This window comes from Cellulomonas sp. P4_H4, from assembly GCF_056400865.1.
This window is the reverse complement of the sequence record NZ_JBFUKL010000005.1, coordinates 329,538-351,726: the sequence shown is the minus strand read 5'-3', so window position 1 is coordinate 351,726 and position 22,189 is coordinate 329,538. Positions and strand designations below refer to the sequence as shown.

Genomic DNA, 22,189 nt, shown 5'->3' with positions numbered 1-22,189 from the left:
ACGGGTCCGCTACACGCTTGCTGGCGGCACTGGGAGTGCGGTTCGGGGCCCTAGACGCGAGGACGGCTGACCTCTCCACGCATGCGGAAGGCCGCGCTCCTCATCAGGAGCGCGGCCTCTCGTCAGGTCACTCGACGCCGAGCAGGACCTCGACAGCGCGTGCGAAGAAGGCGTCCACCGGCGCCTCGGCGTAGGCGTTGCGGCCCTTGCGGCGGCGGAACGTCGCGGCGCGCACCTCGGCGGCCGCGAGAGGTGCGCCGGTGTCGAAGTACGCGACCAGTCGGCGGCACAGCTCGTCGACGTCGGCGGGCTCGTAGCCCTGCTGACGACGCTCGGGTGCCGCGAACCTGTCGCCGTCCGGACGACCGAGGCGGCCGTACAGCGTGCGCGCCTGCTCGCTCAGCTTGGTCATCCACGCCTGCTGCCCCTGCGTCGCGACGTACTCGGCTCGGGCACGGGCCACGAATGCCGCCTCGAGCCGGTCGAGCGCCGCGTCGACCGCCGCGGTGACGTAGCCGCCCCGGATCATGTCGAAGGCGACACCGCGCACGTCCTTGCTGGACAGCGCCGCGGCGGGACCCTGCTCGTACACCGCCCGGGCGTGGGCGAAGAAGTCGTCCACCTCGTCCGGGTCGTAGCCCTGCTTCAGACCGGAGACGGTCCGGAACATGCCGTCGCTCACTCGTCCTCCTCTGCTGCGAGCTGGCCGCAGGCACCGTCGATCTCACTGCCGCGAGTGTCCCGGACCGTGGTCGGGATCCCGTGCGCACGCAAGCGTGCCACGAACTCCTGCTCGACCAGCGGATCGCTCGCCGTCCACTTCGATCCGGGCACCGGGTTCAGCGGGATCGGGTTGCAGTGCACCCAGCCGCGACCCCGCTGGTTGAGCAGCTCGCCCAGCAGGTCGGCGCGCCAGGCCTGGTCGTTGATGTCCCGCATCATGGCGTACTCGATCGAGACGCGTCGTCCCGTCGCGACGAAGTAGCGGTGGGCCGAGTCGATCGCCTCCGCCACCGACCAGCGCGTGTTGACCGGCACCAGCTCGCTGCGCAGCTCGTCGTCAGGCGCGTGCAGCGACAGGGCCAGCGTGACCGGGATGCCCTCGCCCGCGAGCTTGTTCATCGCCGGGACCATGCCGACGGTAGAGACGGTGACGTTGCGCGCCGACATCCCCAGGCCGTCGGGCGTCGGTGCGACGAGCCGACGCACCGTCTCCATGACCGACTTGTAGTTGGCCAGCGGCTCGCCCATGCCCATGAACACGACGTTCGTCAGGCGCGTGGGCCCACCGGGCACCTCGCCGTCCGCGAGCATGCGGCCCGCGGCCCTGACCTGCTCCACGATCTCGGCCGTCGACAGGTTCCGCGTCAGGCCCATCTGACCCGTGGCGCAGAACGCGCACGCGAGCCCGCAGCCGGCCTGGCTCGAGATGCACAGCGTGGTGCGGTTCTTGTACCGCATGAGGACCGACTCGACCTTGGCGCCGTCGAACAGGTGCCAGAGGGTCTTGACCGTCGTCCCCTGGTCGGCCGTCATCGTCTTGTGCGCCGTCAGCAGGCGCGGGAAGAGACCCTCGACCAGCTTGTCGCGCGTGGCCTTCGGCAGGTCGGTCATCGTCGCCGGGTCGTTGGACAGGTGCGTGAAGTAGTGCGTCGCGAGCTGCTTGGCGCGGAACGGCTTCTCCCCCAGCTCCGTGACGGCCTCGATGCGCTGCTCGGGCGTGAGGTCGACGAAGTGCTTGGGCGGCTTGCCCCGCGGTCCGCGGCTGGGCGAGGACAGGTCGAGGCGGACGGGTGTACCGGTCATGGGTACCCCCTCTCGGGTCGGGCTGGCGGCCGGTGCGGCCGTGCGAGGAAGAAGGTGGAGCGTCAGGCGGGCTGGAGGACCGACAGGACGATGTAGACCGCCGGGACGGTCAGGAGGAGGGAGTCGAGCCGATCGAGCAGGCCGCCGTGCCCGGGGATGAGCCGGCCCATGTCCTTGAGCTCGAGGTCACGCTTGAGCATGGACTCGCTGAGGTCGCCCAGCGTCGCGGTGACCACCGTGGCCAGACCCAGGAACACACCGACGAGAGGCTCCCCGCCGAAGGCCACCTGCACGCCGACGACGCCGACCACGCAGGCCAGCACGATCGACCCGAGCAGCCCCTCCCAAGTCTTCTTCGGGCTGACGGACGGCGCGAGCGGGTGCTTGCCCAGCAGGACACCGACCGTGTACCCGCCGGTGTCGTTGGCCACGCAGAGCAGGATGAAGAGCATGACGCGCGACGGGCCGTCGGGCTCCGCGAGCATGAGCATGACGAAACCGGCCAGGAACGGCAGGTAGGCGGCGGCGAACGCGCCCGCCGTGACGTCCCTGAGCGCCGACTGGCCGCTCCCGTCGAGAACGCGCCAGACGACGACGCCACCGACGGTGAGCATGAACGACACGAACAGTGCCTCGGGACCGGCGGTGTACGCCGACACGAGGATGCCTATAGCGCCGACCAGCAGCGGGAGCAGCGGCAGGTGGATGTCGCGACGCGTGAACGCCTGGGCGAGCTCCCACAGCCCCGCGCAGACCGCGACGATCGCGAGGACGCCGAACGCTTCCTTGCGGATGAACAACGACGCCACCACGAGGACGAGCAGACCGACGCCGACGACGATCGCGACCGGGAGGTCACGACCCGAGCGCGGCGTGCGGGTGGTGGCGATGGCTGTGTCCGTCATCAGACCTCGAGCAGCTCGTTCTCCTTGGACGAGAGGAGCTGGTCGATGAGGTCGACGTGCTTCTTGGTCAACGACTCGAGCTCCTTCTCGGCCCGGCCCACCTCGTCCTCGCCCGCCTCACCGTCCTTGACGATGCGGTCGAGCTCCTCCTTGGCGCGGCGACGGACGTTGCGGACCGAGATGCGCGCGTCCTCCGCCTTGGTGCGGGCCAGCTTCACGAAGTCCTTGCGGCGCTCCTGCGTCAGCGCGGGCAGCACGACGCGGATGACGTTGCCGTCGTTGGTGGGGTTCACCCCGAGGTCGGAGTCGCGCAGCGCCTTCTCGACCGCGACGGTCGACGACTTGTCGAACGGCGAGACGAGGATCGTGCGCGCCTCGGTCACGTTGAACGACGCGAGCTGCTGCAGCGGTGTGGGGCTGCCGTAGTAGTCGACGAAGATCTTGGAGAACATCGCGGCGTTCGCGCGGCCCGTGCGAATCGTCGAGAAGTCCTCCTTGGCGACCTCGACGGCCTTGTCCATCTTCTCTTCAGCCTCGAAGAGGGTCTCGTCGATCACCGGAGCTCCTTCGTGCGTGTCGTGGGGTCCAACGGCTGGCGGACAGATCGTCAGCTCGCCGTGATGAGCGTGCCGATCTTCTCACCCTGCAGCGCCCGCGTGACGTTGCCGACCTCCTCGAGGCCGAACACGCGCATGCGCACGTCGTTGTCGCGGCAGAGGCTGAGCGCCGAGCCGTCCATGACGCCGAGGTCGTTGACCAGCGCGTCGGTGTAGGTCAGGTGGTCGAGCTTCACGGCCGTCGGGTCCGTCCGGGGGTCAGCCGAGTAGACGCCGTCCACGCCGTTCTTGCCCATGAGCACCTCGTGGCAGTGCGTCTCGAGGGCCCGCTGGACACTGACCGTGTCGGTCGAGAAGTACGGCATGCCGGCGCCGGCGCCGAAGATCACGACGCGGCCCTTCTCGAGGTGGCGGATGGCGCGCAGCGGGATGTACGGCTCGGCCACCTGGCCCATCGTGATCGCCGTCTGCACTCGGGTGCTCACGCCGGCCTGCTCCAGGAAGTCCTGCAGCGCCAGGCAGTTCATCACCGTGCCGAGCATGCCCATGTAGTCGGCCCGCGCGCGGTCCAGACCACGCTGCGACAGCTCCGCGCCTCGGAAGAAGTTGCCACCGCCGACGACGATGGCCACCTGGACCCCCGCGCGCACCGCGACCGCGATCTCTGCCGCGACACGCTGCACGACGTCCGCCGCGAGCCCGATGTCGCCGCCGCCGAACGTCTCGCCCGACAGCTTGAGCAGGACGCGACGCTCCGGCTCGGCCCCGCGTGCGGTGCTCGGGCTGTGGCTCACGTCGCCTCCTGAAGGGTGTTCTCTGCTCACCGGGGACCGCCCGGAGCCCGGTTGCGACGGTGGCCCCGACCCAGTCGGATCGGGGCCACCGTCGCGCTCACACAGGTGTCAGGCTCCCACGCGGTAGCGCACGAAGCCTGTCAGCGTGCCGCCGGCCTCGGTGAGGACCTGGGCGACCGTCTTCTTGTTGTCCTTGGCGAACGCCTGCTCGAGCAGGACGTTCTCCTTGAAGAACCCGTTGAGGCGTCCCTCGATGATCTTCGGCAGCGCAGCCTCGGGCTTGCCCTCGTTGCGGGCCGTCTCCTCGGCGATGTGACGCTCGTTGGCGACGACGTCGGCGGAGACCTCGTCACGCGTCAGGTACGTCGGCGAGAACGCCGCGATGTGCGTGGCGATGTCACGAGCGACACCGGCACCGGCCGCGTCGGTCGCGACGAGGACGCCGACCTGCGGGGGCAGGTCCTTGCTGACCTTGTGCAGGTAGACCTCGACGTGCTCGCCGGCCACGCGGGCCAGACGACGCACGACCACGCGCTCACCCAGGGTGGCGGCCGTCTCGTCGACGATGTTCTGCACGCTCGAGCCGTCGACCTCGGTGGCCAGCAGCGCGTCCGCGTCGCGGGCCGGGGAGGTGACCGCGACCGCGAGGACGCGGTCGGCCAGGGCGACGAAGTTCGGGCTCTTGGCGACGAAGTCCGTCTCCGAGTTGATCTCGACGAGCACGCCCGTCTGGCCCTCACCGTCGGCCGTCGGACCGACGTGAGCGACGACGAGGCCGTCCGAGGCCGCGCGCCCCTCACGCTTGCCGACGCCCTTGAGGCCCTTCACGCGGATGATCTCGAGCGCCTTGTCAGAGTCGCCGTCGGCCTCCTCGAGCGCCCTCTTGACGTCCATCATTCCGGCACCGGTCTTCTCGCGCAGCGCCTTGATGTCTGCGAGCGAGTAGTTCGCCATCAGTCGTGTCCGTTCTGCTTGTGTCGTGATGTTCGTGCGGGGTCCGCCGGCCGCMCCGGCCGGCGGACCACCAGGGTCACTTGGAGTCGGCGTCGCCCTCGGACTCGGCGATCTCCTCGGCCACAGCCTCGGCGACGATCTCCTCGGCCACCTCGACGGCGACCTCGGCCTCGACGCCCTCGGCGACGAGCTCCTCGGCGACAGCCTCGACGACCGTCTCCTCGACGATCTCCTCGACTGCGACAGCCTCGGCGACGGCCTCGGCGATCTCCTCGACGACCTCGGCGGCGGCGGCCTCGACCGCAGCGTCCTCAGTGACCTCGGCTGCGGACTCCGCGGCCAGACCGGCCTCGGCGCCGGCGAGCAGCTCGCGCTCCCACTCGGCGAGCGGCTCGGCGTCGGCGCCCTCGGCGGCCGCGGTGCGACCCGAGTGGCGCTTGAGCAGACCGTCGGCCGCGGCGTCCGCGATGACGCGGGTCAGCAGCTGCACGGCGCGGATGGCGTCGTCGTTGCCCGGGATCGGGTAGTCGACGACGTCCGGGTCGCAGTTGGTGTCGAGGATCGCGACGACCGGGATACCGAGCTTGCGCGCCTCGTTGACGGCGAGGTGCTCCTTGTTCGTGTCCACGATCCACACGGCCGAGGGGACCTTGGCCATGTCACGGATGCCGCCGAGCGTCTTCGCGAGCTTGTCCTTCTCGCGGCGCAGGACGAGCAGCTCCTTCTTCGTGAGGTTGGAGCCCGCCACGTCGTCGAAGTCGATCTGCTCGAGCTCCTTGAGGCGCTGCAGACGCTTGTGCACGGTGCTGAAGTTGGTGAGCATGCCACCGAGCCAGCGCTGGTTCACGTACGGCATGCCGACGCGGGCGGCCTGGTCAGCGACCGGCTCCTGCGCCTGCTTCTTGGTGCCGACGAACAGGATGGTGCCGCCGTGCGCGACGGTCTGGCTGACGAAGTCGTACGCGCGGTCGATGTAGGACAGCGACTGCTGCAGGTCGACGATGTAGATGCCGTTGCGCTCGGTGAAGATGAAGCGCTTCATCTTGGGGTTCCAGCGCCGGGTCTGGTGTCCGAAGTGGACACCGCTCTCGAGCAGCTGGCGCATGGTCACGACGGCCATGGCACGTCCTTCCGGCGCGCACCGCGAGGTGCACGCGTCAAAGGCGGACCCTCGAGGGATCCGCATCTCGGTTGTCGGCTCCGACCGATGTGGTCGTCACCCCTGGCGTCATGTCGTCGTCCGCACCGGACCTGCAGTGAGCAGATACCGGACCGCGGCGGAGATCGACCCCGACCTGGTGCTCGGCCGAACCCTCGAACGTGAGGGCGAGAACAAGCTCCCGGAGCGGGAAGATGACGCGCGAAGTCGACCGGTACGGACCGGTCGCACCACGAGTTTAGCCGATGTCGGCGCCAGGTCCGAACCACCCGACGGCCGAACCGCCTCCGGTCGCTCGGGCACCTTGCCCGGGGTCGGTTCGGTGCCGCATGGGCCGTCCGCTCGGTGCCGCGTCGGTCCACCGTCCGGCGTCGCGTGGGTCGTCGGCTCGGCGCCCGCCTCGATGGTCACCGGGCTGGTCGCCCACGGTCGCCGCCGCGGCGGCGCGCGCGCCTGACGTGACCACAACCCCCGTCCGCTCGTGAGAGTGGAGCGCCTGTCACCGGGCCGGTACGGCGTGGCGGTCGGTGTCCCAGGCTGGTCGGATGGCTCCCGCTCGCCCCCGCACCCACCGCATCCCAGGCGTCGCCGTCCGAGTCGCCGGCGTCCGTGTCGCCGCGGCGCTCGCCGTGCTCGCTCTCTGCGCAGTCGCGACCGTCGTCGCATCCGGGCCGCCGGCGTCGGGCGGACAGGCACCCGTCCTGTCAGGCGTGAGCTATGCGGCCCCTCTGGACGGCGTCCCGGAGCTCGCTCGCCGCTTCGAGCCGCCGGCGCAGAGGTGGGCCGCAGGGCATCGGGGTGTCGATCTGCGTGCGTTCGAGGGCGCAGTCGCACGGGCGCCGGCCGACGGCGTCGTCGCGTTCGCCGGGGCGGTCGCCGGTCGTGGTGTCGTCACCGTGGTCCATCCGGACGGTCGGCGCTCGAGTCTCGAACCGATCAGCCCGTCGGTCGTCGTCGGGACGACTGTCGTGCGCGGTCAGGAGGTCGGCACGCTCCAGGCGACAGGCTCGCACTGCGCGCCGGCGGTGTGCCTCCACTGGGGTGTGCGCGTGGGCGCGGACTACGAGGACCCGTGGGCGCTGCTGCCGGGGGCCGGTCCCGTCGTGCTGCTGTCGTCGGGACAAGTGCGCGAAGGTGGTCGGTCAGACGCGCTCGGCGTCGACCAGCCGCGTACGCAGCCGCACCATCGCGGCGGTGTGCATCTGCGAGATCCGCGACTCGGTGACGCCCAGGACGCGACCGATCTCGGCGAGGGTCATGCCCTCGTAGTAGTAGAGGACGACGACGATGCGCTCGCGCTCGCCAAGACACTCGATGGCACGGGCCAGCAGGAACTTGGTCTCGGCGGCCTCCAGCGAGCCGGCCGGGTCCTGCGACCGCTCGTCGCCGAGGGTGTCGCCCAGCGAGATGCCACCGGGGCGGTCCTCGCCTCCGCCGAGCAGCTCGTCGAGCGCGGCCACGTTGACCGTGGAGAGCTGGGAGTAGATGGCGCGCAGGTCCTCGACGGGCATCTCGAGGTGCTCGGCGACCTCGGCCTCGCTGGGCGTGCGGTGCAGCTTGGCCTCAAGGTCGGCGTAGGCGCGGTCGACGGAACGGGCCTTCGTGCGGACCGAGCGCGGGACCCAGTCCATCGCGCGGAGCTCGTCGATGATCGCGCCGCGGATGCGGGACGACGCGTAGGACTCGAACTTCACCGCGCGGTCGGTCTGGTACTTCTCGATGGCGTCGATGAGCCCGAACATGCCGTACGAGACCAGGTCGGCCTGCTCGACGGTGCTCGGCAGGCGCATGCCCACCCGGCCGGCGACGGCGTTGACCAGGGGCGCGAAGTGCAGGATCAGGCGCTCACGCGCAGCGGCGGAGCCGGTGGCCTTGTACTCCTCCCACAGGACGAGGATGGCGTCCGTCGTCGCCTTCACCCCGTGCTGGGTGGGCACCTCGGTGAGGACCTCGGCGAGCGCCTCGTTGTGCACCTCGGCGTCGGCGGGACGCGGCTGAGGAACGACTCCCTCGGGCGCGGTGCCGGCGAACCGGGTGTGCACGTTGTATGCGACATCCAGCTGGGTGCTCATGGTGGGCTCCGTCGTGTTCGTCATGCTCGGGGGTGCGCTTGCTGGAACGCCGATCGCAAACGCTCGGCTGAGACATGGGTGTAGCGCTGCGTCGTGGCGAGGCTCGAGTGACCGAGGATCTCCTGGACGCTGCGTAGATCCGACCCGCCCTCGAGAAGGTGGGTTGCAGCGGTGTGACGGAGCGCGTGGGGCGCGACGTCGTCGACGCCCGCGAGGGCGGCGGCCTGGTGGACGACCGCGCGGGCCTGACGCTGGTCGAGTCGCCCACCGCGACGGCCGAGGAACACGGCCTTCGGCGAGGTGGGCTGGGCAAGCTGGGGGCGACCGCGGTCGAGCCAGGCGCGCAGGGCCAGCTCGGCGGGCCGACCGAACGGGACGACACGCTCCTTGTCGCCCTTTCCGACGACGCGGATCGTGCGCTCGGCCGGGTCGGCATCGGCCAGATCGGCGCCGACGACCTCACCGACGCGGACGCCGGTGGCGTACAGGAGCTCGAGCAGCGCCCAGTCGCGCAGGTGGATCGCGTCGTCGTCGCCGGCACGCTCGCCCGCGGAGTCGAGCAGCTGCGCGACAGGCTCGGCGCGGAGCACGTTCGGCAGCGGTGACGCTGCACGCGCGGTTGCCAGACGCAGGGCCGGGTCGGTGGAGACGAGCCCTGTGCGGGTGGCCCAGGCGAAGAACGTCCGTGCTGCGGCGCCTCGACGGGCGATGGTGGCCCGGCTCCGGTGCGACGTCGACATGGAGGCGAGCCAGCCGCGCAGGGTGGCCAGGTCGATGTCCGAGAGTGCATTCCTGCCGTGCCGTGAGGAATACCCGAGAAGCTGGTCGACGTCGCCGATATAGGCCCGGACCGAGTGATCGGACAATCCGCGCTGAGCGGTCAGATGGTCCGAGAATGCACCAAGGAGGCTCGCCCGACTGGGCGACCCTGCGGTGATCTCGGCCACGTTCATGTCCCTAAGGTGTCGCGAAAGCCCTGCAAGAACAAGGGACCAACGTCACACCGATGGCCTAATGCTGGGCGATTCCAGGTGCAATGTCCGATTCTCGGGGCAACAATTGCGGGGGTGTCCGTTTTTTTCACCCTGCCTGGCCCTCACCCACCCATCTTCTCCACAGAATCACGGCGCGCCTCCTGGACATGCGGTGATCAGCACGATTCGGACATCCCCGACAGACGCCATCGATTGCCCCGGCGAACTGCCCATCCCCGGAGCTCCAGGAACCCCAGTGCGGCGACCACCTCCGACGTCGAGAGGCCGGCACCTGCCGCCACCCGACCGACCTCGGCGGGCACCCGGCGCGGCAAGGCGTCGAGCACCCTGCGCGCCCGTGGGTCGAGGTCGTCCCTGGCCCGGACGGCCGTCGCCTCGGCGGCCAGCTCGGCGGGTGACACGTCCCCGCCGGACCACCCTGCGAGCTCTACCACCTCGTCGACGTCGGTGACGCATACGGCTACGCCTTCGCGAAGCAGGCGGTGGCATCCTGCGGACGCCATCGACGTCACCGGCCCCGGAACCGCACCGACAGGCCGCAGCAACCGGGCAGCGTGATTCGCGGTGCTCATCGCTCCGGATCGCCACGCCGCCTCGACCACGACGGTCGCTCGACCCGCCGCCGCGATCAGCCGGTTGCGCTGCAGGAACCGACTCCTGGTCGGCAGGCTGCCTGGCGGCACCTCGGCCACGAGCGCTCCGCCCGACGAGACGGCCGCCTCGAGGAGTCGGGCGTTGCCTGCCGGGTAGGCACGGTCCACACCGCCGGCCAGCACGACAAGGGTCGCCCCGTCGCGGGACACGGCCCCGCGGTGGACGGCGGCGTCGATCCCGTAGGCGCCGCCGGAGACTACGCAGGCGCCGCGCCCGGTCAGCCCGTCGGCCAGGTCGAACGCCACCCGCTCGCCGTAGGTGGTCGCCGCCCGCGACCCGACGACCGCCACCGAACGGTGGAGGAGGCCTCGCAGGTCCGCCGTTCCGCGGACCCAGAGGCAGAACGGCGTCTCGACGCCGAGGCGATTGAGCTCGGCGGGCCACCGCGGGTCCGAAGGCACCAGGAGCGCGCCGCCGATCAGATCGAGCTGGTCCAGGCTGCGCTCGGGGTCGATGTCGGGCATCCGCAGGGACCACCGCTCCACGGCGCGCGAGATTCGCCCGCGCAGGGCGGGGGCCAGAGCGCCGCACCGCGCCTCCAGGCGCCCCCAGTGCGCATCCGTGACCCCGTCGACGGACGCACGTACCCAGTCCAGAGCGTCCGATGCGCCCAGGTGCTCGACGAGCGTCCCGGCAACGACGTCGCCGGGCTCCACGAGTGCGCTCCAGGAGGCCCGTGCGAGGGCGTCACTCATGCGCCGCTCCCCCGTGTGCGCAGCAGCAAGGCGTGCCCGACCTCCGACTGGCTCGGCGCCGTCCGGCCGCGAAGGTCCGCGAGCGTCCACGCGACCCGCAGCACGCGATCGACGCCGCGCAGGCTGAGCGTGCCCCTGTCGAGCGCCCGGTCGAGGTCTCTCGTCAAGGCGCGGTCGGGCCCGAGCCGGTCCCGCAACCACCCACCCGGCACCTCGCCGTTCGTGCGCCACGTCGTCCCGGCGAGGCGCTCCGCCTGCGCGGCACGGGCGGCGAGCACCCGGAGCGCCACCCGGTCGGTGGACTCCCCCGCCACCGCTCCAGCGCGCGCAGGCTCGAGCTCGACCTGCAGATCCACCCGGTCCAGCAGCGGTCCCGAGAGCTTGCCGAAGTACCGGCGCCGCTGCTCGCTGCGACACGTGCACGCGAGCCCCTTGCCGACTGCGTGGCCGCACGGGCACGGGTTGGCGGCGAGCACGAGCTGGAACCGAGCCGGATAGCGCGCCGTCCCCGCAGCACGGTGCAGCACGAGCTCGCCGTGCTCGAGGGGCTGACGCAGCGTCTGCAGCACCGCCGTGCTGAACTCGGGTGCCTCGTCGAGGAACAGGACCCCGCGGTGCGCCCGGGACGCCGCACCGGGCCGCGGGATGCCCGACCCGCCACCGATCACGCTCGCCGGCGTCGCGGTGTGGTGCGGGTCCTCGAACGGGGGGCGCCGTACCAGCCCCTCGCCCGGGTCGAACGCACCCGCGACCGAGTGCACCGCGGTCACCTCGACCGCGTCGGACTCGGACAGGTCCGGCAGGAGCCCGGGCAGTCGCGCCGCGAGCATGGTCTTGCCCGTGCCCGGCGGGCCGACCATGAGCAGGTGGTGGCTGCCGGCCGCAGCGACCTCGAGGCATGTGCGCGCATCGTCCTGGCCCACGACGTCCGCGAGGTCGAGCGCTGCTCGGCGGGTGCGCACCTGCAACGACTCCGACGCGACCGCCGGCAGCGTCGGCACGGTCACGTCGGCGCCGTAGCCCGCGGCCACCTCGGCCAGGCACCTCGCCCCGACGACCTGCGCCCCCGGGACGAGCCGAGCCTCGGCGACGTTCGCGTCGGCGACGATGACCCTGCACCGGCCCGCGGCGACAGCAGCGGCCACCGCCGGAAGCACCCCGCGCACAGGACGCAGCCTCCCGTCGAGCCCGAGCTCACCGAGGTGGACGACCCCTTGGGGCGCGATCGGGTCGATGACCTCTGCGCCGGCGAGAGTCGCCACGGCGATCGCCAGGTCGAATCCCGAGCCCGACTTGGGCAGCGTCGCCGGTGAGAGGTTCACGGTGATCCGGCGATTGGGCCACGGCATGCCGGACGACGTCACCGCGGCACGCACCCGGTCCCGGGACTCGGCCAGCGAGGCGTCGGGGAGCCCGACGAGGGTGAAGGCCGGCAAGGACGCCGCGAGGTGAGCCTCGACATCCACGACGTGCCCGGTCAGACCCACGAGGGCCACGCCGAGAGTCCGCCCGAGCACCATCTAGACCACTCCCACGAGGTGGTCGACCTGCGCGGCGCCCCGACGAGGCAGGAGAACGGCGATCACGTCCACCCTGACCGAGCGCGGATGCACGTCGTGCGCCGTCAACCAGAGCGCCGCGAGGCGACGCACCCGAGCGAGCTTGACGGCGGTGACCGCCTCGGCAGGATGCCCGTAGGTCGTCGACCGGCGCGTCTTGACCTCGACCACGACCAGCTCGTCGCCGTCGAGCGCGACGAGGTCCAGCTCACCGTCGCGGCACCGCCAGTTGCGCTCGAGCACCTGCCAACCACGTCCGCGTACGTGCGCCTCCGCGACGTCCTCGCCGTACCGTCCCACTGCGTCCTTCGCGCGCACCGGACCACCTCCGGGCACGACGGTGCCAGTCGATCCTTGTCCCACGGCGCGCTCGCGCGCACCTGTGGCGACGGCCTCGCATGGCGGGCTGTGGACGGCTCACACGAGCTGGGCCCGAGTGCGTCGACTCGGCAGGAGGCGCCCGCTCAGCGGGAGAAGCCGGCGCTGCCGCCGAGGTCCAGCTCGGCCTTGGCCAGCTCCTCCACGTTGACGTCCTTGAACGTCACGACCCGGACCGACTTCACGAACCGCGCCGACCGGTACACGTCCCAGACCCAGGCGTCCGCGAGCGACAGCTCGAAGTAGACCTCGCCGGCCGCGGAGCGGACCTGCAGGTCGACCTGGTTGGCCAGGTAGAACCGGCGCTCGGTCTCGACGACGTAGGAGAAGAGCCCCACGACATCCCGGTACTCGCGGTAGAGCGCGAGCTCCATGTCGGTCTCGTAGTTCTCCAGGTCCTCGGCACTCACGCGCCCATCATCCCCCATCGAGGCCCGGTCGCCCGACGACGCGACTCAACCGGCGGTCGAGTCCTGCATGTCTGCGAACACGTCCGCGTCCGCCCCTCCGTCCACACCGGGCAGCCGCCACGACCGCCGGTGCAGCACGCTCGGGCCGAGCTCTCGCAGCGCGGCCATGTGCTCGGGCGACGCGTAACCCTTGTTCTCGTCCCACCGGTACTGCGGGTGCTCGGCCGCGAGGTCGACCATCATCGAGTCGCGCTCGCACTTGGCCAGGACGCTCGCGGCCGCCACGCTCGCGCACGTCCGGTCGGCCTTGACCCTCATGTGCACGCGAGGACCGACGACGGCAGGCTCGTCGGCGAGCTCGAACAGGTCGCCCTGCGCGGGCCGGCTCAGCCAGTCGTGCGAGCCGTCGAGGAGCACGACGTCGACCGGACCCACCTCGAGGGCCGCTGTGGCGAGCGCGCGATGCCCTGCCAGCCGCAGGGCGGCGATGATCCCGATCTCGTCGATCTCGGCCGCGCTCGCGTGCCCGACCGCGCGGGCGACACCCCAGCGGCGCAGAGCGGGCAGCAGGGCCGTCCGCGCGGCCGGTGCCAGGAGCTTCGAGTCCGCGACGCCCCGGGGTGCAGAGCGGGTCGTCACGTCGACCACGACGACGCCGACGCTGACCGGCCCGGCGAGCGACCCACGGCCTACCTCGTCCATGCCTGCGAGCAGGCGCGCGCCGTCACGCAGGAGCAGTCGCTCGTTGCGCAGGTGCGGTGGAGTGCGGGGCGCCGGAGTCCTGGACGGCGCTCGCTGCGTCGTCACGAGGGGCTCGGTGGTCGTCACGACGGGTCTGGCACGTCCGCGAACGTGCTGCCCGGGTTGCGCAGGAGACCGAACCGCTCGAGGGGCCAGACCGTCACGAAGGCCGTCCCGACGACGTTCGCGATGGGCACGGAGCCTCCCCCCGGATTGCCGGTGTGGTACCGGGAGTCGGCAGAGTTCTGCCGGTTGTCACCCATCACCCAGATGCTGTTCGGGGGGACCGTGGTGTCGAAGGCCTGCTCGCTCGGGATCGCGCCATCGGCGAGGTACGGCTCGTCGATGGCGACGCCGTTGACCGTGATCGGCTCGCCCGGCCCGGCGCACGCGACATGGTCCCCTGGCAGGCCGATCAGGCGCTTGACGAGGTGCTCGTTGGCGTCGGCCGGGTACAGGCCGATGAACGTGAGCACCTCGTTGAGGCGCGCGCGGACCGGGCCCGGGTCGGGCACGACCTGTCCGCTGAGCCAGCCGCCGGGGTCCTTGAACACCACGATGTCGCCGCGCCGCAGGTCCAGCGGGCCGGGCGTGAGCTTGCTGACCAGGATGCGGTCGTTCTCGATCAGCGTGTCGTGCATCGACTGGCTCGGGATGAAGAACGCCTGCACGAGGAACGTCTTGACCAGGAGGGACAGCACGATCGCGCTGACCAGGATGATCGCCGTCTCGCGCAGCAGCGAGCCGGCGCCGCCGCGTCGCTTGGCCGCCGCGTGCCGACGCGGGCTCGTCGGACCGGGCACCCCGCCGAGGGCCTCGAAGGGCGGCTGGGGCTCGGGGGACGGCGTGGGTGCGTTCGACGTCGACGGCACCGCGGACGCCACCTGACCGGGCCATGCGGCGGGCCCAGTGTCCGGGTCGAGCTCGTCGGCGGGTCGGTCGATCACCCGCACACTCTCGCATGCGCAGGTGTGTTCCGCGCACACGATCAGCGCCTGGCAGGCGACGAACGTGGACCGAACGCGATGACGCAGCCCGCGCCGGGACGACGGAACGGGCGGCCACCGTGAGGTGACCGCCCGTCCGGACGACGCAGAGAGCGTCGAGGTCTCAGGCCTTCTTGGCCGGGACGAAGTCGCGCTTCTCCTTGATCTTCGCCTTCTTGCCGCGAAGGTTGCGCAGGTAGTACAGCTTGGCGCGACGGACGTCACCGCGGGTGACGACCTCGATCGACTCCAGGCTCGGGGAGTGCACCGGGAAGGTGCGCTCGACGCCGACCTGGAAGCTGACCTTGCGAACCGTGAACGTCTCGCGGACGCCGCTGCCCTGGCGTGCGATGACGACGCCCTGGAACGCCTGGATGCGGGAGCGGGTGCCCTCGACGACCTTGACGTTGACCTTCAGGGTGTCACCGGCGCGGAAGTCCGGGATGTCGGAGCGCAGCGATGCTGCGTCGACCGAGTCGAGCGTGTGCATGTGATGTCACTTCCTCGCCCTGCCACAGGTCAGGAGCGTCGTCGGGACGTCTCGGCGCCCTTGCGGGCAGGACCGGCGTCCGTGGGCTCAAAGGTCGTGCGAGTCCGAGTACGAATCTCGGGTGGCCGTCGGTCGTCTCCCCTGTGGCAGAGACGCGGCCTGCGCGCACCAACGGGCAAGTCTGCCACATCGACGGCTCGTCCCGATAATCAGACGGCTCGGAGCCGCCCGTCAGAAGGGGCCCAGCCCTGCTCGGCGAGGACGCGCAGGTCGTGCGCGTCCAGCTCCTCCAGGGGCAGCGCGGCGATCAGGTCCGGCCGGCGGGCGGCGGTCCGCTCCAGGGCCGTGTCGCGACGCCACCGGGCGATCTTGGCGTGGTGGCCCGACAGCAGCACGTCCGGGACGTCGAGGCCCGCCCACGACGGCGGCTTCGTGTAGACCGGGTACTCGAGCAGACCGGCCACGCCGTGCGACTCCTCGACGAGGGATTCGGGGTTCCCGACGACTCCGGGCAGCAGGCGACCGACGGCCTCCACGACCACGAGCGCCGCGACCTCGCCGCCGTTGAGCACGTAGTCGCCGATCGAGAACTCGGTCACCGTCACGTCCGGCCGGTCCGCGTAGTGCGCCGCGACGCGCGCGTCGATCCCCTCGTACCGACCGCAGGCCAGCACCAGGTGGGACTCACCCGCCAGCGCCTCGGCGGTCCGCTGCGTGAACGGCTCTCCCGCCGGCGTGGGCACCAGCAGGTGCGCACCGGGCGTGAGCACGTCGTCGAGCGCCGCGCCCCACACGTCGGGGCGCATGACCATGCCGGCTCCCCCGCCGAACGGGGTGTCGTCGACCGTGCGGTGCCGGTCGGTCGTCCAGTCGCGGAGGTCGTGCACGCGCAGGTCGAGCAGACCGGACGTCCGTGCCCTGCCGACGAGCGAGAGGTCGAGCGGGCTCAGGTACTCCGGGAAGATCGAGAGGACGTCGATGCGCACGTCAGTCGTCGTCCCCGGACTGGCCGACCGTCTCCTCGGAGATGACCAGGTTCGCCGCGTCGGAGGCCAGCAGGCCGCCCGGCGGGTCCAGCACGACCCGACCGCCCGCGACGTCCACGACCGGCACGATCGCGCGCACGAACGGCACGAGCGTTCGCGTCCCGTCCGGCTCACGCAGCACGAGCATGTCGTGCGCGGGCAGGTGCTCGAGGCCGATGATCTCCCCCAGCAGCGTGCCGTCCACGTGCTCGGCACGCAGCCCGGCGAGCTCGTGCGGGTACCAGGCGTCGTCCTCGTCGGAGGTGTCCTCCTCGACGACGAGCTCGGTCCCGCGCATGGCCTCGGCCATCGTGCGGTCCGTGATCTGCGCGAAGGCCACGTACCAGCGGCCCTGCTGGGACCGGGTGCTGACCACCGTGAGCGGACCGCGCGCGGCAGGCACGGTCTGCAGCTCGGCGCCGACGCCGAAGCGGTCCTCGGGGTTGTCGGTGCGCAGGTCGAGCGCGACCTCTCCACGCAGGCCGTGTGCACGGCCGATGCGCGCGACGGTCAGCAGCATGGGAGTCCTTCCGAGAGGTGCAGGTAGGAGCGGGGATCAAGGCAAAGGCCCGGCCCCCAGGTTAGGGGACCGGGCCTTGCACGTTCGTGCTGGAGGCTCAGCGCCGGTCGACGTCCACGACGTCGACCCGGACCGTTCCGTCCGTGGAGAGCGCGCCGACGACCGTGCGCAGGGCACGAGCCGTACGACCGCCGCGTCCGATGACACGACCGAGGTCGTCGGGGTGCACGCGCACCTCGAGCAGGTCGCCTCGACGCAGCGTCGAGGCGTTGACCCGCACGTCGTCCGGGTGGTCGACGATGCCGCGCACCAGGTGCTCGAGCGCCTCCGCGAGCATCAGGCCTGCTCGTCCTCGGCCGGAGCCTCGGCAGCGGCGGCCTTCTCGGCGGCCTTCTTCTCGGACGCCTTGGCCTTGGCCTTCTCGGCGTCGAGACCGACGGCCTCGATGGCAGCCTTCGGGTCGACCTTGTCGGCCTTCGTGCGCAGGGTGCCCTCCTGGCCGGGGAGGTTCTTGAACTTCTGCCAGTCACCCGTGATCTTGAGGAGCACGGCGACCTGCTCGGTCGGCTGCGCGCCGACGCCGAGCCAGTACTGCGCGCGCTCCGAGTTGATCTCGATGAGCGAGGGCTCCTCGGTGGGGTGGTACTTGCCGATCTCCTCGATCACGCGGCCGTCACGCTTGGTGCGCGAGTCGGCGACGACGACGCGGTAGTACGGCTGACGGATCTTGCCGAAACGCTTGAGACGAATCTTCGTGGCCACGGTGTGGTCTTCTCCTGAGGTCTGCTGAGTTGACGTTCCCGCGCATGGCCCGTGGGGTTGGGCGCGCCGGTTCGGTCGGGGACACGACGAACGCAGGTAGAGGGGCTGCAGACGTCGGGTACAGCAGACCATTGTGCCAGACGCGGAACGTCTCCCCCAACCAGATGCCCGACGTCACACCCCGGCGACCACAGCCCCACGGAGCACGACCGCGCGCGGGTGCTCGAGCACACCGATGTCCGCCCGTGGATCCGCCGCGAAGACGACGACGTCGCCGCTCGCGCCCTCCGCGATGCCGGGCACACCCAGCCACGCACGGGTGCGCCAGCTGGCGGCCGCGACCACCTCCTGGGCCGGCAGGCCCGCACGGACCAGCTCGGCGGCCTCGTCGGCGATCCGGCCGTGCCCGAGGGTGCCACCGGCGTCCGTCCCGACGAGGACCGGGACCCCCGCCTCGTGCAGGTCCCGCACCAGCTGGTAGCGGTGGTCGTACAGCGAGCGCATGCGCGCGGCGAACCGCGGGTACCGCTCCTCCCCCTGCGCCGCGATGGCCCGGAACTGGGCGATCTGCAGCAGGGTCGCCGTGACGGGGATGCCCGCGGCGGCGATGCGGTCGATCTGCGCCGGGGTGGCACCCGTGGCGTGCTCGAGGCAGTCGATGCCGGCGTCGAGCAGCGGGTCGAGGGACTCGGTGGCGAACGTGTGTGCCGTGACCCGGGCGCCCGCTGCGTGCGCGCAGGCCACGGCGTCCGCGAGCACGTCGGCCGGCCACAAGGGGGTCAGGTCACCTTCGGCACCCAGGTCGCGGTCGATCCAGTCAGCGACGAGCTTGACCCACCCGTCGCCGCGCGCGACCTCCTCGAGCACCGCGCCCGGCAGGTCACCTGGCGCCGCGAGCTCGCGGCCGTAGTGCCGCAGGTACCGCTTGGGCCGCGCGAGGTGGCGCCCGGCCCGGATGAGGCGGGGCAGGTCGGCGCGGTCGTGGACCCAGCCCGTGTCCGCAGGCGAGCCGGCGTCGCGCACGAGCAGGACGCCCGAGTCGCGGTCGGCGATCGCCTGCACCTCGGCCGTCGCGGCGTCGACCGGTCCGTCGGCGGCGAGGCCGATGTGACAGTGCACGTCGACCAGTCCGGGCAGCACCCAGCCGTCGAGGACCGCGGTGGTCTCGGCGAGGGGCCGGTCGAACGTCAGGCGTCCGCCGACGACCCAGGCCTCACCGACCTCGCGTTCGTCGTCGACGACGACCGTGCCACGCAGGTGCAGGACCATTCGACCGGCCGTTCGAGTCAGCGACCGCCGAGGAAGCGGTCGAGATCGGCGGGGAGCGTCAGGTCGGCGGGGTCGACGTCGACCGGCGCCTTCGGTGCGGCAACACCGAATGCCGAACCGGGCGCGGACGCCGGCCGGCTCGTGATGCCACGCTCCTGCTCGGCGCGCTTGGCCGGGTTGCCTGACTTCGCCTTCGTCCGGCGCGGAGGCGGTGCCATGCGGCCCTTGGACTTCTTGCCGCCCATGCCCGGCAGGTTGCCCATGCTGCCCGGCATGCCCGGAGGCATCCCGCCGCCCTTGGCCATCTGCTTCATCATCTTCTGAGCACCGTCGAACCGCTCGAGCAGCTGGTTGACGTCGCTGGGCTGCGTGCCCGAACCCTTCGCGATGCGCGCGCGGCGCGAACCGTTGATGATCTTCGGGGTGCGACGCTCGCCCGGGGTCATCGAGCGGATGATCGCCTCGATGCGGTCCACCTCGCGCTCGTCGAACGCGTCGAGCGCCTCGCGCATCTGCCCCATGCCGGGGAGCATGCCCATCATCTTCTTGAGGGGTCCGGCCTTGCGCAGCTGCTGCATCTGGCTCAGGAAGTCCTCGAGCGTGAGGTCCTGACCGGCCGCGAGCTTGTCCGCGAGCGCCTCGGCCTCGCCCGCCTCGAACGCCTTCTCGGCCTGCTCGATGAGGGTGAGCACGTCACCCATGTCGAGGATGCGGGAGGCCATGCGGTCGGGGTGGAACACCTCGAACTCGGTGAGCTTCTCACCGGTGGACGCGTACAGGATCGGGCGGCCGGTCACGCTGGCCACCGAGAGCGCGGCTCCACCGCGAGCGTCACCGTCGAGCTTGGAGAGCACGACGCCGGTGAACCCGACACCGTCCTGGAACGCCTGCGCGGTCGTGACCGCGTCCTGGCCGATCATCGCGTCGATGACGAACAGGATCTCGTCGGGGTCGAGCGCGTCGCGGATGTCCGACGCCTGCTTCATCAGGTCCGCGTCGACGCCGAGGCGGCCGGCGGTGTCGACGATCAGGACGTCGTGCTGCTTCGACTTCGCCGTGGCCAGGCCCTCACGCGCGACCGCGACCGGGTCGGCGTCGGCCGGTAGGACGTCCTCGTGCCCCTGGTTGCCCTTGTGGGGCGCGAACACAGGCACGCCGGCGCGCTCGCCGACGACCTGGAGCTGCGTGACCGCGTTCGGGCGCTGGAGGTCGGCCGCGACGAGCAGCGGCGTGTGCCCCTGCGACTTCAGGTGCAGCGCGAGCTTTCCGGCCAGGGTGGTCTTGCCGGCACCCTGCAGACCCGCGAGCAGGATGACCGTCGGCGGGTTCTTCGCGAGGTGGAGGGTGCGCGTCTCGCCGCCGAGGATCGAGACGAGCTCCTCGTTGACGATCTTGACGACCTGCTGCGCCGGGTTCAGCGCACCGGAGACCTCGGCGGACAGCGCGCGTTCACGCACGGCGCCGGTGAACGACCGGACGACGGGGACCGCGACGTCGGCGTCGAGCAGCGCACGACGGATCTCGCGCACGGTGGCGTCGATGTCCGCCTCGGACAGACGTCCCTTGGTGCGCAGGTTCTTGAAGGTCGACGTCAGTCGGTCGGACAGGGTGGCGAACACCTGGCGATCCTCACGCTTCGGGGGTTCTTAGGGACGTCCTAGCGTACCTGCCAGCGCCCGGGTGGCCCGCGCCGTCAGGTCGTCGACGAGGGTCGCGCGCCACGTGCTCCACGCGAGCGGCCCCGCCGCGCCGGCGTCCGCCTCGGTGAGCGAGCGCAGCAGCACGAGCATGTCCGGGCGATGGTCGACGGCGTCCAGCAGCCGCGCGATCGTCGACGGGTCGTCCGGGTCGGCGGTCGTCGCGAGCTCCGAGAGCGTCAGGTGCTCACGGACGAGCCGCGTCACGTCGGCGACGACCTGGTCGTCGAAACCCATCCTCGCGACGATCGGACCCGCCAGCCGCGCGCCCTCGATCGAGTGGTCCCCTGCGCCCGCGCGCTTGCCGATGTCGTGCAGCAGCGCCGCCACGAGAAGGGTGTCCCCGTGCTCGACGACGCGCTTGTCGCGGCTCGCGCGGGCGACCGTCTCGATCAGGTGCCGGTCGACGGTGTGCCGGTGGACCTGGGAGCGCTGCGGCCGGTTGCGGACACCCGCCCACTCGGGGATCCACGTCGTCACGACGCCCGCGAGGTCGAGGGCCTCCCAGATGGGCACCTGCGCGGGGCCGGAGCCGAGCAGCTGCAGCAGGTAGCCGCGCGCCGCCTTCGGCCACGGGTCAGGCAGCGACGGCGTTGCCGTCAGGCTCGCGACCGTCACGGGCGACAGGCTCAGGCCCGTGCGCGCAGCAGTCGCTGCCGCGCGCAGCGACAGCAGGGGGTCGGCGGCCGGGCGCGCGTCGACGGCCAGCACGATCTCGCCGTCGTGCTCGACGAGGTCCTCGGCGATCGAGCGCAGACGCGGCGCACTGCGTCGCCCACGCACGAGCATGGCCGTCCGGGCCGGCCGCTGCAGTGCCTGCCGGGCGTTGCGCGCCGTGGTGTCCAATGCGTACGAGATGACGCGACCGGCCTCGGCGATGCTGGCCAGCAGGTCGTCGCGGTCGTCGAAGCCCACGAGAGCCGCGACCTCGTCCTGGTCCGCGAGCAGCAGGCGGTTGGTGTGCCGCCGCGTCACCACCTGCACCGTGTCCCGGACGTCGAGCAGGTGCGCGTACGCCATGTCCACCGCGCCGTGCGGGCGGTCCGTGAGCCACGTCGCGGCGAGCGCGCTGAGCACGACGGCGTCCCGGATCCCGCCACGCGCCTCCTTGAGCTCGGGCTCGATGAGGTACGCGAGCTCACCGTGCCGCTCGGCGCGCTGCCGGGTCGAGCTCAGGAGCTCGGGCAGCCTGCGCCGGGCCGCGGAGCGCCAGTCCTCCAGCAGGGCCGACTTGGCGCGCGCGATCACGAGCGCGTCGCCGGACACCGGCTGCAGGTCGAGCAGACCCACCGCGGCGGGCAGGTCCTTGGACGCCACCTGACGGCACTGCGCGAGCGAGCGGACCGAGTGGTCCAGATCGAGGCCGGCGTCCCAGATCGGGTACCAGATGCGCTGCGAGAGCGCGGCGAGCTCCTCGGACGAGTGTCCGCGACCCTCGTGCACCAGAAGGAGGTCGAGGTCGCTCACCGGGCTGGCGTCGCCACGGCCGATGCTTCCGACCGCGCCGAGCGCGATGCCGGAGACGTCCTCGCCGTCGGTGGCCAGCGCCCACTGCTCACCGAGCCGGCTGACGACGAGGTCGGCGATCGCTCGTCGTCGCCCGATGCCGTCCGAGCCGGGGCCCGTCCTGCTCGCCGCGAGATCGAGCCGTTCACTGCGGAGGTCCCGCACCCCAACCGGGGGGTGCGGGACCTCGGGCGACCCGTTCGCGGCCGCGCCCCCCGCGGGCGGCCGTTCCTGTGTCATGTGCTGCAGCTGACC

23 protein-coding genes and 1 pseudogene are annotated in these 22,189 nt (G+C 71.6%); 1 reads left to right on the top strand and 23 read right to left on the bottom strand.

All coding sequences use genetic code 11. The features are described 5' to 3' along the window. Positions 1-127: 127 nt before the first annotated feature. The 7 genes from AC1DPN_RS16180 to rpsB all read right to left on the bottom strand — a co-directional run bounded on the left by AC1DPN_RS16180 (position 128) and on the right by rpsB (position 6,136). Positions 128-682: a DivIVA domain-containing protein gene (locus AC1DPN_RS16180; RefSeq protein ID WP_477085791.1), complete on the bottom strand. Its 555-nt coding sequence runs from the start codon at positions 680-682 to the stop codon at positions 128-130. Continuing rightward, positions 679-1,806, bottom strand: coding sequence for a dual-specificity RNA methyltransferase RlmN (rlmN, locus tag AC1DPN_RS16175; protein WP_477085790.1), 1,128 nt, complete (start codon positions 1,804-1,806; stop codon positions 679-681). Before rlmN ends, AC1DPN_RS16180 begins: the two co-directional genes overlap by 4 nt. Before the next feature lie 62 nt (positions 1,807-1,868). After that, a complete protein-coding gene (locus tag AC1DPN_RS16170) occupies positions 1,869-2,711 on the bottom strand; it encodes a phosphatidate cytidylyltransferase (RefSeq protein ID WP_477085789.1) in 843 nt (280 codons plus the stop codon). Continuing rightward, positions 2,711-3,268 carry a ribosome recycling factor gene (gene frr, locus AC1DPN_RS16165; RefSeq protein WP_477085788.1) on the bottom strand — a complete coding sequence of 186 codons (558 nt, stop codon included), beginning with the start codon at positions 3,266-3,268 and terminating at the stop codon, positions 2,711-2,713. The genes AC1DPN_RS16170 and frr overlap by 1 nt, the downstream gene beginning before the upstream one ends. A gap of 50 nt (positions 3,269-3,318) precedes the next feature. Continuing rightward, entirely contained in the window at positions 3,319-4,062 is a 744-nt protein-coding gene (gene pyrH / locus AC1DPN_RS16160; protein ID WP_477085787.1) for a UMP kinase, read from the bottom strand. Positions 4,063-4,170: 108 nt separating this feature from the next. After that, a complete protein-coding gene (gene tsf, locus AC1DPN_RS16155; protein WP_477085786.1) occupies positions 4,171-5,016 on the bottom strand; it encodes a translation elongation factor Ts in 846 nt (281 codons plus the stop codon). Positions 5,017-5,092: 76 nt separating this feature from the next. Then, positions 5,093-6,136: a 30S ribosomal protein S2 gene (gene rpsB, locus AC1DPN_RS16150; protein WP_477085785.1), complete on the bottom strand. Its 1,044-nt coding sequence runs from the start codon at positions 6,134-6,136 to the stop codon at positions 5,093-5,095. A gap of 584 nt (positions 6,137-6,720) precedes the next feature. Here rpsB and AC1DPN_RS16145 point away from each other — a divergent pair. Further along, positions 6,721-7,236: pseudogene (locus tag AC1DPN_RS16145) on the top strand (peptidoglycan DD-metalloendopeptidase family protein); the annotation flags it as partial. 81 nt (positions 7,237-7,317) lie between these two features. On the opposite strand, the gene whiG reads toward AC1DPN_RS16145, so the two are convergent. The 16 genes from whiG to AC1DPN_RS16065 all read right to left on the bottom strand — a co-directional run bounded on the left by whiG (position 7,318) and on the right by AC1DPN_RS16065 (position 22,174). Beyond that, positions 7,318-8,247, bottom strand: coding sequence for an RNA polymerase sigma factor WhiG (whiG, locus tag AC1DPN_RS16140; RefSeq protein ID WP_477085784.1), 930 nt, complete (start codon positions 8,245-8,247; stop codon positions 7,318-7,320). 20 nt (positions 8,248-8,267) lie between these two features. Next, positions 8,268-9,200, bottom strand: coding sequence for a tyrosine recombinase XerC (locus AC1DPN_RS16135; RefSeq protein WP_477085783.1), 933 nt, complete (start codon positions 9,198-9,200; stop codon positions 8,268-8,270). A gap of 197 nt (positions 9,201-9,397) precedes the next feature. Then, positions 9,398-10,591: a DNA-processing protein DprA gene (dprA, locus tag AC1DPN_RS16130; RefSeq protein WP_477085782.1), complete on the bottom strand. Its 1,194-nt coding sequence runs from the start codon at positions 10,589-10,591 to the stop codon at positions 9,398-9,400. Further along, on the bottom strand, positions 10,588-12,111 hold the full coding sequence (locus tag AC1DPN_RS16125; protein ID WP_477085781.1) for a YifB family Mg chelatase-like AAA ATPase: 1,524 nt from the start codon (positions 12,109-12,111) through the stop codon (positions 10,588-10,590). The genes dprA and AC1DPN_RS16125 overlap by 4 nt, the downstream gene beginning before the upstream one ends. Then, positions 12,112-12,468 (bottom strand): YraN family protein, encoded by a 357-nt coding sequence (locus AC1DPN_RS16120; protein WP_477085780.1) that lies wholly within the window; start codon positions 12,466-12,468, stop codon positions 12,112-12,114. 146 nt (positions 12,469-12,614) lie between these two features. Next, a complete protein-coding gene (locus AC1DPN_RS16115; protein ID WP_477085779.1) occupies positions 12,615-12,938 on the bottom strand; it encodes a DUF2469 domain-containing protein in 324 nt (107 codons plus the stop codon). A gap of 45 nt (positions 12,939-12,983) precedes the next feature. Next, a complete protein-coding gene (locus AC1DPN_RS16110) occupies positions 12,984-13,766 on the bottom strand; it encodes a ribonuclease HII (RefSeq protein WP_477085778.1) in 783 nt (260 codons plus the stop codon). After that, entirely contained in the window at positions 13,763-14,626 is an 864-nt protein-coding gene (gene lepB, locus AC1DPN_RS16105) for a signal peptidase I (protein WP_477085777.1), read from the bottom strand. Before lepB ends, AC1DPN_RS16110 begins: the two co-directional genes overlap by 4 nt. A gap of 163 nt (positions 14,627-14,789) precedes the next feature. Then, entirely contained in the window at positions 14,790-15,155 is a 366-nt protein-coding gene (gene rplS, locus AC1DPN_RS16100) for a 50S ribosomal protein L19 (RefSeq protein ID WP_028047047.1), read from the bottom strand. A gap of 209 nt (positions 15,156-15,364) precedes the next feature. Then, positions 15,365-16,141 (bottom strand): tRNA (guanosine(37)-N1)-methyltransferase TrmD, encoded by a 777-nt coding sequence (trmD, locus tag AC1DPN_RS16095; RefSeq protein WP_477085776.1) that lies wholly within the window; start codon positions 16,139-16,141, stop codon positions 15,365-15,367. Between the two features lies 1 nt (position 16,142). Then, positions 16,143-16,700 carry a ribosome maturation factor RimM gene (gene rimM, locus AC1DPN_RS16090; protein WP_477085775.1) on the bottom strand — a complete coding sequence of 186 codons (558 nt, stop codon included), beginning with the start codon at positions 16,698-16,700 and terminating at the stop codon, positions 16,143-16,145. A 97-nt stretch (positions 16,701-16,797) separates the two neighbouring features. Next, on the bottom strand, positions 16,798-17,037 hold the full coding sequence (locus AC1DPN_RS16085; RefSeq protein WP_477085774.1) for an RNA-binding protein: 240 nt from the start codon (positions 17,035-17,037) through the stop codon (positions 16,798-16,800). Next, positions 17,037-17,462 carry a 30S ribosomal protein S16 gene (rpsP, locus tag AC1DPN_RS16080; RefSeq protein ID WP_477085773.1) on the bottom strand — a complete coding sequence of 142 codons (426 nt, stop codon included), beginning with the start codon at positions 17,460-17,462 and terminating at the stop codon, positions 17,037-17,039. The genes AC1DPN_RS16085 and rpsP overlap by 1 nt, the downstream gene beginning before the upstream one ends. Positions 17,463-17,636: 174 nt before the next feature. Beyond that, complete coding sequence (locus AC1DPN_RS16075; protein WP_477085772.1) at positions 17,637-18,731, bottom strand: amidohydrolase family protein; 1,095 nt, start codon at positions 18,729-18,731, stop codon at positions 17,637-17,639. Between the two features lie 17 nt (positions 18,732-18,748). Further along, complete coding sequence (gene ffh, locus AC1DPN_RS16070; RefSeq protein ID WP_477085771.1) at positions 18,749-20,350, bottom strand: signal recognition particle protein; 1,602 nt, start codon at positions 20,348-20,350, stop codon at positions 18,749-18,751. Between the two features lie 27 nt (positions 20,351-20,377). Then, positions 20,378-22,174: a [protein-PII] uridylyltransferase gene (locus AC1DPN_RS16065; protein ID WP_477085770.1), complete on the bottom strand. Its 1,797-nt coding sequence runs from the start codon at positions 22,172-22,174 to the stop codon at positions 20,378-20,380. Positions 22,175-22,189: the final 15 nt, after the last annotated feature.